Source organism: Vibrio navarrensis, assembly GCF_000764325.1.
Taxonomy (GTDB): Bacteria; Pseudomonadota; Gammaproteobacteria; order Enterobacterales; family Vibrionaceae; genus Vibrio; species Vibrio navarrensis.
The window spans coordinates 890,335-903,222 of record NZ_JMCG01000002.1; the positions used below are offsets into that span (position 1 = coordinate 890,335).

The 12,888-nt window shown below is 52.1% G+C and carries 9 protein-coding genes; 1 reads left to right on the plus strand and 8 read right to left on the minus strand.

Annotation, left to right across the window (positions count from 1 at the left end):
* Positions 1–515: 515 nt before the first annotated feature.
* Positions 516–1,892 carry a PhoH family protein gene (locus EA26_RS18465; protein ID WP_039430568.1) on the plus strand — a complete coding sequence of 459 codons (1,377 nt, stop codon included), beginning with the start codon at positions 516–518 and terminating at the stop codon, positions 1,890–1,892.
* Positions 1,893–2,061: 169 nt separating this feature from the next.
* Here the strand turns inward: EA26_RS18465 and tldD are convergent, their stop codons facing one another.
* The 8 genes from tldD to EA26_RS18505 all read right to left on the minus strand — a co-directional run bounded on the left by tldD (position 2,062) and on the right by EA26_RS18505 (position 12,781).
* Positions 2,062–3,507: a metalloprotease TldD gene (gene tldD, locus EA26_RS18470; RefSeq protein ID WP_039430570.1), complete on the minus strand. Its 1,446-nt coding sequence runs from the start codon at positions 3,505–3,507 to the stop codon at positions 2,062–2,064.
* Positions 3,504–4,340 carry a carbon-nitrogen hydrolase family protein gene (locus EA26_RS18475; RefSeq protein ID WP_039430573.1) on the minus strand — a complete coding sequence of 279 codons (837 nt, stop codon included), beginning with the start codon at positions 4,338–4,340 and terminating at the stop codon, positions 3,504–3,506. The genes tldD and EA26_RS18475 overlap by 4 nt, the downstream gene beginning before the upstream one ends.
* Before the next feature lie 9 nt (positions 4,341–4,349).
* Positions 4,350–8,240 (minus strand): YhdP family protein, encoded by a 3,891-nt coding sequence (locus EA26_RS18480; protein ID WP_039430575.1) that lies wholly within the window; start codon positions 8,238–8,240, stop codon positions 4,350–4,352.
* A 10-nt stretch (positions 8,241–8,250) separates the two neighbouring features.
* Positions 8,251–9,720: a ribonuclease G gene (gene rng, locus EA26_RS18485; RefSeq protein WP_039430576.1), complete on the minus strand. Its 1,470-nt coding sequence runs from the start codon at positions 9,718–9,720 to the stop codon at positions 8,251–8,253.
* Between the two features lie 21 nt (positions 9,721–9,741).
* The gene (locus EA26_RS18490) at positions 9,742–10,302 is read right to left on the minus strand and encodes a Maf family protein (RefSeq protein ID WP_039430578.1); all 561 of its coding nucleotides are present in this window, start codon (positions 10,300–10,302) and stop codon (positions 9,742–9,744) included.
* Positions 10,303–10,307: 5 nt separating this feature from the next.
* Entirely contained in the window at positions 10,308–10,796 is a 489-nt protein-coding gene (mreD, locus tag EA26_RS18495; protein ID WP_039430580.1) for a rod shape-determining protein MreD, read from the minus strand.
* Complete coding sequence (mreC, locus tag EA26_RS18500; RefSeq protein WP_039430582.1) at positions 10,786–11,676, minus strand: rod shape-determining protein MreC; 891 nt, start codon at positions 11,674–11,676, stop codon at positions 10,786–10,788. The genes mreD and mreC overlap by 11 nt, the downstream gene beginning before the upstream one ends.
* Positions 11,677–11,737: 61 nt before the next feature.
* Positions 11,738–12,781, minus strand: a complete 1,044-nt coding sequence (locus EA26_RS18505) for a rod shape-determining protein (protein WP_039430583.1) — start codon at positions 12,779–12,781, stop codon at positions 11,738–11,740.
* Between the last annotated feature and the right edge of the window lie 107 nt (positions 12,782–12,888).

Consider the following 12,888-nt stretch of genomic DNA (forward strand, 5'->3'; position numbering starts at 1 on the left):
GACTACCTCGTTTTGATTATGAATTCTAAAAGCTTAGTTCTGCTTACGCCCCTCGCCAACCGGGAAAAGGCGAATAATTCGCTGTAAAAATCGCCGCAGAAAAAGGCCGCTAATCTTACTTGATGCCGTGATGGAGGTCACGCCCAAACACTGGGATTCACTTTATTTTTTTTCACCAAACGTGGATGAAATCAAAATGTAAAAAACTCATGGCATTTGTGGGATCTGGTGTGATCAAATTTGCGTATACTTAAACAGAACCTGTTCGCCCTTTCTCGTCAGAAAGCTGACAGCGGCACAGATAATGCAGGTTCTCGGTACACGTTTAGGATCAACACGGGTTTGCAGTAAGTCGTCTCGCTACTCGGTTGACATGCCATATGCGCCCCCAATGGTGCCTCTGTCGGTAATGGCCGGAAGTATTCGACCTCTGCTGCAAGCATACGGCCAAGCAGAAGACCTCTGTCTTCGCTTGGTACTGAGCAAGCAAAGCCGCGCTGCGGCAAGGAGACGCTATGGGCGATACCGACCGGAAACTGTTTGTACTTGATACCAACATACTGCTACACGAACCCTTCGCTATCTACTCGTTCAAAGAGCACGACGTGGTGATACCCATGACGGTGCTTGAAGAGCTGGACCGAATTAAAGACAGTAAACGAGATGTGGCGCGCGATGCGCGCGTGGCGATTCGTGCACTGGAAGACCTCTTTCGCGATGCCACTCCGGATGAAATTTCAGAAGGCATTCCCGTCTCCGGGGAAGGCAACAGTCGCGGTACCATTGCTATTTTGGCCGATTTCGAACTGCAAGAAACGGTCAAAGCCTTTGCTGATAAAGCGGGCGACAACCGCATTCTCAACGCCGTGCTTTATCTACAAAACAAACGTGCGCCACGCGAAGTGGTGCTGGTTACCAAAGACATCAACATGCGTCTGCGCGCCAAAGGGGCCGGTGTACGCTTTGTTGAAGACTATCGCACCGACCAACTGATTGACGACATTCAATACCTCACCAAAGGCTTTCAACAGCGTGAAGGCGATTTTTGGCAAAACGTGGATCAGGTTGAAAGCCGCACGCTCGGCGGCCGGACCTATCACACCCTCGATAGAGCGCCGTTCGACCCGACCTTTATTAACCAATATGTGATTGATGAAGAGAGCGACTTCGCCGGCCGTGTGGCGGAGATTGACGGCGACAAACTGACGCTGCTCGACATCAGTCGTGAGCGCATGATGCACCGCCGCGCTTGGGATATCTCACCGAAGAACATCTATCAGGCGATGGCGCTGGATGCGTTGCTGGATCCGACCATTGACCTTGTCATCCTCACTGGCGCGGCGGGCAGCGGTAAAACCTTGCTTGCCATGGCCGCCGCGCTAGAGCAAACCATAGAGAAAAAGATGTTCGATAAGATCATCGTGACGCGCAACACACCAGACATCGGCGAGTCGATCGGCTTCTTGCCCGGCACCGAGGAGGAAAAAATGATGCCTTGGCTTGCGTCCGTGACCGATACGCTGGAAGCGCTGCACAAAAACGATCACTGTACCGAAGGCTCGCTCAAATACATCGTCGATAAAGCCAACATTCAGTTCAAATCGATCAACTTTATGCGTGGCCGTTCGATTCAAAATGCGTTTGTCTTGCTGGATGAGTGCCAAAACCTCACCGCATCACAAATCAAAACCATCATCACCCGTTGTGGGGAAGGCACTAAGATCGTCTGTTCCGGTAACCTGGCGCAGATTGATTCCCACTATCTAACTCCAGTCACCTCGGGCCTGACCTACATGGTCGAGCGCTTTAAGAATTTCGAAGGCAGTGCCAACATCCACCTCAACGGTGTGGTGCGCAGCCGCTTGGCGGAATTTGCCGAGGAGAATTTGTAGCGAGGAACTAGGAAAGCGAGGAACTGGGTTCTGGGTTCTGGGTTCTGGGTTCTGGGTTCTGGGGGCTAGGTTCTGGGGGCTAGGTTACTCATAAATGAGTAAACGAGACAAGAGTGAGCTTAAAAAAGGGGGCGATCATTTCGCCCCCTTTTGTTATTACTGTGTGGGATTATTCCGTGCCACCTACCGTGATGGAGTCGAGTTTCAGGGTCGGTTGCCCAACACCAACCGGAATACTCTGCCCGGCTTTGCCACACACGCCGACACCACGGTCAATGCTGAGATCGTTGCCGACCATCGACACTTGTTGCATGGCTTCAATCCCAGAACCAATCAAAGTCGCGCCTTTAACCGGGCGAGTGATCTTGCCGTTTTCGATTAAATACGCTTCCGAGGTTGAGAAGACAAACTTACCGGAAGTGATGTCTACCTGACCGCCACCGAAGTTAGGCGCGTACAAGCCTTTTTTCACCGTGGCGATGATCTCTTCCGGCGTGTGCTGACCCGGCAGCATGTAAGTGTTAGTCATGCGCGGCATCGGCAGGTGAGCGTAAGATTCACGGCGACCGTTACCCGTTGGGTTCACGCCCATCAAACGTGCGTTGAGCTTATCTTGCATGTAGCCTTGCAAAACGCCGTTTTCAATCAGGGTGTTGTATTGACCATTTACCCCTTCGTCATCCACGTTCAAAGAACCACGCAGATCTTTGAGTGTGCCGTCATCGACAATGGTACATAGTGGCGAGGTCACCTGACTGCCGATTTTGCCGGAGAAGACGGAAGAGCCTTTACGGTTGAAATCCCCTTCCAAACCATGGCCGACCGCTTCATGCAGCAGTACGCCCGGCCAGCCCGAACCGAGTACCACAGGCATGGTTCCCGCTGGCGCTGCGTCGGCTTCAAGATTGACCAGTGCCATGCGAATCGCTTCATCAGCAAAGTGGAACGCGCGTTGCACGCCATCTTCCTCTCCGATAAAGAAATCGTAGCCAAAACGGCCGCCGCCGCCTGAGCTGCCACGCTCACGGCGATCGCCTTTTTCCGCCAGTACGCTAATGGATAATCTCACCAGCGGGCGCACATCGCCTGCGTAAGTGCCATCGGTTGCGGCAACCAACATCTGTTCATGCACGCCGCTTAAGCTAATCGACACCTCTTTGACAAGCGGCTCTTTGGTGCGGATATAGGCATCGAGCGATTTAAGCAGTTCGGTTTTTTGCTGTTTTTCCCAGCATGCGAGTGGATTGAGCGCTGCATAATAGTGCTGATTGTCGCTACGGCGAAAGGCTTGAACTTGGCCATTTTGCCCTTGCTGGGCAATACCGCGCGCGGCAAGAGCACTTTGGCGTAAGCCGTCCAACTGGATTTGGTCGGCATAGGCAAAACCGGTTTTTTCACCCGTCACCGCACGCACACCGACACCACAATCAATATTGAAAGAACCGTCTTTGATGATGCTGTCTTCCAGCACTAGAGATTCGTGCCAGCTGGACTGAAAATAGATGTCGGCATAGTCAATTTGGCGCGTTGCAATACTGCTTAACGTCTCCGCCACGTCCTGCGCTGTTAGACCTCCCGGTGCTAACAGTGCCTCTTCTACTTGATTAATACTCATAAGCTTGGCTCTGCTTTTTTATTTAGTAAATGGGTAAAACGACCATGCTGAGCAACGGGCATGTTTTGTCGAATCTTCTCGCTATAGGCTAAATCAATCTCGGCAACAAGCAAGTCGCCCTGTTGTGGGAGTTGCGCCACCAAACTTCCCCACGGGTCAATCACCATCGAATGACCCCACGTTTCTCGCTTGGCGGAGTGCTGGCCACCTTGCCCCGCGGCAATCACCCAGGTTTGTGTTTCGATGGCGCGGGCTCTGAGCAGTACTTCCCAATGCGCTTCGCCAGTGACGGCGGTAAACGCCGCAGGCACCAAAATTATTTGCGCACCTTGCTCTCGTAGCGCTTGGTAGAGCGCAGGAAAACGCAAGTCGTAACAGATGCTCAGACCAAGTTTGCCGACCGTCGTCTCCACCACGCAAATTTCATTACCGGGCTGAAAACTATCGGACTCGCGATAGCTACCATGACCATCGGCCACATCGACATCAAACATGTGCAGTTTGCTGTAATGGCCTAAACGCTCACCATCGGGACCAAACACCAAACTGGTGGTGGTCACGCCAGTGGCGCTGCGGATCGGCATACTGCCGACCACCAAGGTGATCTGCTGGCGTTTCGCCAACTGCGCTAAAGCACGTTGCAGCGGCCCCTCTCCCAGCACTTCCGCATGCTGGTGGTAGGCTTGTTTGTCGGCAAACAGCAGCGCATTTTCCGGTGTTACCACCAGTTTTGCTCCTTGTTTGGCAGCCTGCTCACAGCCGCGCTGAATCGCCGCCAGATTGGCTGCGGGTTCGGCGCTTGAGGTCATCTGAATAATGGCAATCCTTTCCATTGCACACTCCTATTGTTGCACTTCGCTGCGCATTTTCTCTGGCAGGGTAAACTCGCCGCGGCTACGGGAAATCTCTTTTACCGTCGGCGCTTCCAGCGGCCCTTTGACTTCGTAGTTAACCTGCGTAAACACCTCAACTACGGGCGAGATCACCGTCGAGATCGCCAGCACGTACAGTGCAGTTTGCGGCGCTACGGCAAACGCCGTCAGAATCGGAATGCCCGAGGTAACATCGGGAATAAACTGTACTTCGGCATCGACCGTACGCTGCCCCATGTCTGCCAAACCGCGAATGCGCATTTCACCGGCCAGCGCGTCCATAAAAATGTCGTTAGTGACAAACACACCATCTTGAATTTTGCCAGTGCCTTTGATCGAGTTAAACGCCATGCCCTGATCAAACACGTCGGTAAAATCGAGCTGCATTTTACGGATGATCGAGTCTAGACTGAACAGCCCCAGCAGACGCGCCGCGCCGCTCACATCGGAGATCACCCCTTTACCAAACTCGCTCTGCACTTCACCATCTAAGGTGCTGACACGCATCGACCAAGGCGCACCATCCCACTCCACTTTTGAGGTGATCTCAAACGGCGCTTTTTGGATCCCAGAGGTGATACCAAAGCGCTCCATCAAGTCGCTGTTGTTTTCACCGCTCACTTTGAGGTTCATTTGAGAGTGACTGCGCTCGCCATCCAACATCCAGCGCCCGCTCACATCCACCTGACTGCTGCCACTGGCGAGCTTAAGCTGTTTCCACTCCAGCGCATTGCCTTGACGCTGCAAATCGACGTTAACAGTGCCGACTTTGTAGCCTTGCAACCAAAAATCATCAATGTTGAGAGTCAAATTCGGCATAGCTTGGTGAAACTGGCGATCAAAATCGCTGATGAGCGGCGCATCTTCACTTTCTGCGGTCAACAGAGACTCTTGCTTGGCTTTTTTCTCATCTAAACCGGGAATATAGAGGTGCAGTTTCTCCAACGACACCGCTAAGTCATAAGGTTCAAGATAGTGCGCTTTGCCGTCGACTTCCTGACTTTTCACCTCCAGTTGCCAACTGAGGTTCTTTTTACGTGCAGAGAAATCCACATCGTGGAACTCGATCCCGGCGAGGCGCAATGTTGGCGTTTCCAGTTTGACTCGAGTCGGTAGCGGAATTTCTGGTGTTTGCATCCCGTCGAGCGCGGATTGATTGCTGGCGGGCTTCGCCATCACCACATCCAGCCACTCATCAAAATCAAAGTAGTCAGTGCGGATCAACGCATGATGCCCGACCACTGGGCTGATTTTGAACCCGCCATTACCCAGTACTAGGTTGGTCGCGGTCAACTGCGGCACTTTACCGGTAATGTCGATTTCGGTTTGATATTTCGCATTGGGAAGTTGCAGACGCGCGGTGATCGACTCTTGATTGCCAGAGGCTTGCAGCCGCGCATTCCAGTTCTCACCCACCGATTTATTGAGCGGATACGGGTAGCGACTGGCAACGCGATCCAACTTAGCGCTGAGATCTAACTGATAAGTAAAACCGACGTCATTGAGCTGCAAATCGATGTCCATCAACCAAGGCGCATGGCCGGAAAGTCGCCCTAGCCATTGCTCGCCGACATAAGGGACCAGCGGCTTCACATCCCAATCCGCCACGGTGTTGATCTTAACGCTGTAACCGTAATCGGCACTTTCACCAGCAAAATCGATGGCGATGTTCTGCTTGAGCAACTTGGCCGACAAACCGGAGGCTTTCACCACATCGTTGTCGAACTCAATCCGTCCGGAGACTTTTTCCAAAGCCATCGGCGGCGCATCAATATCGACATGATTGCCTTTCAGATCGGCGTATCCCCACGCACGCGGCTCTTTGCTGCTCTCAAAGGGAATATTGAGTTGAAACTGCGATACCACCGGCCCTTTGACTTGCAAAGCCGTGAGCGCGGCGCCGACCGAGTCCACCAACGGCGTCGCGGTCATGTAGTCACGCACCGCATTACCTTCCGCCGTAGCGCTTGCCTCGATTTCAATATGCCCATCTTCGACCAGTTCCGGAATACGTCCGGTGATACGTGATGCTTGCACCTCTTTTAAGGTCGCCGATTTCGAATCAAGGTACATGGCATCGTTTTGGAACAACAGATCCATCTGCAAATCCGTGATCGGCGGCCACGCGGTATCAAAACTGAATTTCCCCTCTTGTAAACCGACCCAAGCTTGGAACATGCCATCGTTGTCTCGGTAAGGAAACTGCCCCAGTTCACCGTACCAAAGCAGCTTGGCGGTATTGACTTTACCACCTTGGATTGCACTGGAGAGATAGTCGGTTAACTCGCGCCCAAGCGCCAACGTCGGCAAATAACGCCATGTTTCGCCAGCATTGTAAGCGTCGGCTTCGGCATAAAAAGAGAGAAACGGACTCTGGTTGTCAGGAAAATCTAAACGAAACTCACCCAGCACTTGCAAATCTGGCGTGGCGGCGGTCACCTTATCGGCCCATAGTCGCCAGCCACCAGCGTAGTTTTGCCACACAAGGTCGACTTGCCCTTGCTTGATATTGAGCGGCGCCTGAAACACGTCTCCGTACGGAAACACATCATCAATCACCGCCAAAGAGACTTTGGCTTGCGTCGGCGTGCCGGAGATTGCTCCTGTCACATTGTGAAAACCCGGTAACAGTTCCCACTGCTGCATGGCTAAGGAATCGACTTCTGCCGAGTAGCGCAGTGAATCAAGTCCATCGCTCATTTTCAGGCGAATGTCTTCAATCAGCCCTTTTGGCTCAAGTTTGGTCAACACATCGGTCACCTCGGTAGAGTCTGGCATCAGCTTAACCAGTGGCAGCAAGGCCTGAATACTCAGTTGCGAGAGGTTTAGCGTCCAACCTTGTGGCTGCCAATCAAAGGCGACATCCAGCTCCGGCCAGTCGGTTTCGTCGGTACGCAGACTCAGTGAGTGACCATTTACTTTCCACCCCTCTTTATCGGGAGAAAGCTTGAATACGCCCGATTCGAGGATCAGTGCATGGCGATTTTTTTCACTCCAAATCAGCTCGGAAGGCAACAATTCCACATAGGCATAACGAGGCTTCGAGTGTTGTAAGGTCAGCCAAGACTTGAGACTCACCTTGCCAGATTCAATCCCGCTCTCACTTTTCATATAGCGGGTTAGCCAAGGCGTTACGGAAATCTCCTCGGCATTAACGTAAAACTCCCCACTGACATCCAAGAGCGAACCATGGTCGACAAAGTTAGCGGTCACTAACAGAGAATTGAGATTGGTGCCAGCAATGCTGACCACCCCTTCCGCTAAGTGGTGCGCGCCTTGGTTACGCCAACGCAGCTTCTCAATATCCAGTCGGCGATTTTCGCCCGACACCGAGCGATACCAGATTTTCGATTGCGTGAGAGACACCTCTTCAAGCTGCCTAAGCAACAAGCTATCGAGCCGTTCAATCAGTTGCGAGGTTTTACTGTCTAGCGCAGGTTGCGCAGCGGCTTGACTGCTTTCGGATGGCGGCGGAATCAGGTTCAGCGAGCGCACATCCAAAGCCAGACCATTGAGATCGAGATTGGCGACCACTGGCTGTAAAGTCAGTAAAGACTGGAGTAAATCGAACTCAACGTGGATTTCATCCACCGACAAGTTGATCTCTTGCTCACCAGACAGTTGCGCCTCAAGTCCTTGCAGCGCCACCGAAGGATGGCTATTGCGCCAGGCGCCAGCCACACTGCGGATCGCCACATCAAGGCCTGTACCCTGTTTCACCCAACTGGTGATTTCTTGCTGAAAATGGTTCATGCGCGGCAGGGCAATCCGCAGCGCAGTGACAGTGATAGCCAGCACCAGCAGGGCTGACACAATCAGCCACAGCAGCGCTCGCCCAAAGCGGGTAACAACAGAGATCACAAATTTTCCACTACATCATCACGACATCAAACTGCTCTTGAATGTACAGAGGCTCCGCTTGAATACGTACTTGCTTACCAATAAAGACTTCCAACTCGGCCAAGGCATGCGACTCTTCACCGTGCAAGGCGTCGGCCACCGCTGGCGACGCATACACGACAAACTTGTCGGCGTCGTAGGCGCGGTTCACTCGCGTAATCTCTCGCAGAATTTCGTAGCAGACGGTTTCGACCGTTTTCACACTGCCGCGCCCTTCACAAGTTGGACAACTGGAGCAGAGAATATGTTCGATACTTTCTCGCGTACGTTTACGCGTCATCTCCACCAAACCAAGCTGAGTAAAGCCGTTGATGTTGGTTTTCACTCTGTCTTTGCTCAGTGCATTTTCTAGCGAGGTAAGTACCCGCTTACGGTGCTCTTCCGAAGTCATATCGATAAAGTCGATAATGATAATACCGCCTAGGTTGCGCAAACGCAGTTGACGGGCGATGGCTTGGGTCGCTTCGATGTTGGTGTTAAAAATCGTCTCTTCGAGATTACGGCGACCGACAAACGCTCCGGTGTTGATGTCCACCGTGGTCATCGCTTCGGTCTGGTCGATAATCAGATAACCGCCAGATTTAAGCTCAACTTTGCGTTCCAAAGAACGTTGCACTTCGTTCTCGGTATCGTACATGTCGAAGATCGGTTTATCGCCTTCGTAGAGTTCAAGCTTATCGGTCAACTCCGGCACATACTCGGAAGTAAACTCTTTCAGGTTTTCAAACTCCTGACGGGAGTCGACCAGAATCTTATCCAGCTCAGTGCCCACAAAATCGCGCAAAATACGTTGTGCCAGGCCCAATTCTCCATACAAGGTAGAACGAGTTTTGTACTTCGCCCGGCGCTCCATCACCTTATTCCACAAGCGTTTGAGAAACGCTGCATCTTGTGAGAGCTCCTTTTCATCCGCCCCTTCGGCCGCGGTGCGAATGATAAATCCGCCGTGTTCATCGCAGTAGTGAGTGACAATGCGTTTGAGGCGTTCGCGCTCCGATTCACTTTCAATACGTTGCGACACACCAACGTGGCTGGCGCCCGGCATAAAGACTAAATAACGCGATGGGAGTGTAATATCGGTGGTCAGGCGGGCACCTTTGGTACCGAGCGGATCTTTGACCACTTGCACGACGATGTCTTGCCCTTGGCGCACCAGCTCAGAAATGTCGCGCACCTGAAATTGCTGTTTTTCATTTTCCGCGACGCACTCGGTGTGCGGGACAATATCCGACGCGTGAAGAAAGGCGGCTTTATCCAAGCCGATGTCGACAAAGGCGGCCTGCATACCCGGCAGAACCCGGCTGACCTTCCCTTTATAAATGTTACCGACGATGCCACGACGAGCTTCGCGTTCAATATGAACTTCTTGTAGTACTCCACCTTCAATCATGGCCACGCGAGTTTCACTCGGGGTCACGTTAAGCAGCAACTCTGCACTCATGTGCGCACCTCAGTTTAAAAATTATAAGAATTCGTGCAGCAGCTGGTCAGTTTCAAACAGAGGGAGTCCTACGACAGCGTGATAGCTGCCCTCAATACGGGTAACAAAACGTCCACCCAAGCCTTGAATTCCATAACTGCCAGCTTTATCGCATGGTTCACCTGACTGCCAGTATTGTTCGATTTCATCGTCTGTCAGGGCTTTAAACCACACCTCCGTCGTTACCACGACCGAGCGCTGTTTGTTGGATGTCACGACAGTCACCGCCGTCATCACCTGATGACGACGATTTGAAAGCTGTTTAAGCATGCGCTTCGCATCGTCAAGATGCTGCGGCTTTTCTAGCACTTGTTCATCACAGACCACGACAGTATCAGAGCCAATCACCACACTCTCAGTGCAGACCAAAGCAAGCCCTGCGAGCGCCTTTTCTTGCGACAAACGCAGTACGTATTCGGCAGGCGATTCATGCTCTGCTTTGGCTTCTGCGATATCTGGCACCACAAGCGAAAAATCATGACCAAGCTGGGACAACAGCTCTTTGCGTCTTGGAGAACCCGACGCGAGCACCAAATGGCTCATGTTCATTACCTTACATGCCAGTGGCGACGTATCCGTCGCATCAATAAAAACACCCATGGCCAAAGTATACAGTTAATTACTGCGGTCCAAAGCGATAATGGATTGAATACCACGTCCTGGATCAAATATTCTCCGCAGAATATCAGCACTTCCAGTGTGGCACTTAAGCCCGCCACCAGCATGGCTTGTTGCCAGAGCGCCATATTGCGGATTAGCAAAAAGTTCAATGCAACCAGATAGATGACGATAGACATCATCATGCCGCGTATGCCCAAGGTCGAGCCGATCAGCAGATCCCATAACAGGCCAAGGATCAGCGCGCTGCCGACATTGACGCGATGCGGCAATGCCAATACCCAGTAGCAGGTGACCAGCAGCAACCACGACGGGCGAAACAGATCCAAACTGCCCGGCCAAGGAATGGTTTGCAGCACCAGCGCGACAAAAAAACTCAGGCCGATCACTATTTGGCTACGTAACACACTATTCGCCATCGCTTACCTCTTGTGTCACTTGCTCACTGTTATTGGCATCCAATACTTTGTGCTGGCGATCTTCATTTGGCCACACCAAAAGCAGATAGCGCAGGCGGTCAAATTCCACCACAGGCTTGGCTTTAATCGCCGCGAACTCACGTCGAGTGTCATGCTCGACCGAGGTAACATGCGCCACAGGGTAGCCTTCAGGGTAAACCCCGCCAAGACCCGAAGTCACCAGCAGATCGTCCACCTGAATATCGGTACTGGTTGGAATGTACTCCAACTGGATCTCATCGATTTCACCATTGCCCGAAGCAATCACGCGAATATCGTTGCGGATCACTTGCACTGGAATGGCGTTTTTCGCGTCAGTGAGCAACAAAACCCGGCTGTTATGCGCCGCCACAAACGTGACTTGCCCGACAATGCCTTTTTCGTTGATCACTGGCTGGCCGACATACACACCGTCGATGCGACCTTTATCAATCACCACTTGATGACGATAAGGAGAAGTGTCCACCGCCATCACTTCCGTGACCATTTTCTTTTCATCGCGCACAAAAGAGGAGCCGAGCAGCTTACGTAAGCGCAGGTTTTCCTCTTTGTATTGATCAAGCAGCAGTAAGTCGCTGCGCAGGCGCAACACTTCACGTCTTAAGTTTTGGTTGCCTTCCAACAGTGACTGTTGGGTATTAAAACGCTCGTACACCCCATCAAACATGGTACGTGGCAAATCCGCCGTGTACTGAATCGGTGCAACTAAGCTATTGAGAAAGTATCGAACACCTGAGAATGCGTCTAAACGGTTGTCTGCAAACATCAAACTGGCGGATGCGATCACCGCAAACAACAGACGCAACTGTAGAGAAGGACCCCTACCAAAGATTGGCTTCATTGTGTTTTAGAACCTTAGGCTTGTCAGCTTGGGCAAGCCGCGCTTACCCAAGCCGTGACCATTATTCTTCTGAAAACAGATCGCCACCGTGCATGTCGATCATTTCGAGCGCTTTACCACCGCCACGCGCCACACAAGTCAGCGGATCGTCCGCAATCACCACAGGAATGCCCGTCTCTTCGGTTAGGAGACGATCAAGATCTTTCAGCAGTGCGCCACCGCCCGTCAAGACCATGCCGTTTTCGGAAATGTCCGAAGCAAGCTCTGGCGGACATTGTTCTAGAGCCACCATCACCGCTGACACAATGCCAGACAGGGGCTCTTGCAGCGCTTCGAGAATTTCATTGGAGTTAAGGCTAAAGCTACGTGGCACACCTTCAGCAAGGTTACGGCCGCGCACTTCGATTTCATGTACTTCATCGCCAGGGTAGGCCGAGCCGATTTCGTGTTTGATTTTTTCTGCCGTCGCTTCGCCAATCAAGCTGCCATAGTTACGACGCACGTAATTGATGATCGCTTCATCAAAACGATCGCCACCGATACGAACGGAAGAAGAGTACACCACGCCGTTAAGCGAGATCACCGCCACTTCTGTCGTACCACCACCGATATCGACCACCATAGAACCAGTAGGTTCAGAGACGCGCAAGCCTGCACCGATCGCCGCCGCCATTGGCTCGTCAATCAGGTAGACTTCACGTGCGCCAGCACCCAGCGCCGATTCACGGATCGCGCGGCGTTCAACTTGGGTGGAGCCACAAGGCACACACACCAAAACACGCGGGCTTGGTTTGAGGATACTGTTGTCGTGCACTTGTTTAATAAAGTGCTGCAGCATTTTTTCAGTAACGTAGAAGTCCGCAATCACGCCATCTTTCATCGGGCGAATCGCAGAAATGTTGCCAGGAGTACGTCCCAACATTTGTTTGGCTGCATAGCCGACCGCAGCCACACTTTTCGCCGAACCAGCACGGTCCTGACGGATTGCAACTACAGACGGTTCGTCAAGAACGATGCCTTGTCCTTTTACGTAAATCAGAGTGTTGGCGGTACCTAAATCGATCGATAGGTCATTGGAAAACATGCCACGAAGTTTCTTAAACATACTCTTCGCTCATCCTGCAAGAAAAATAGAAGATAAAAATTGCCCTAAATGTACCAATGCCTTGCTATCACAGCAAGGCATTGATCCATAAACATGGACTAAAACAC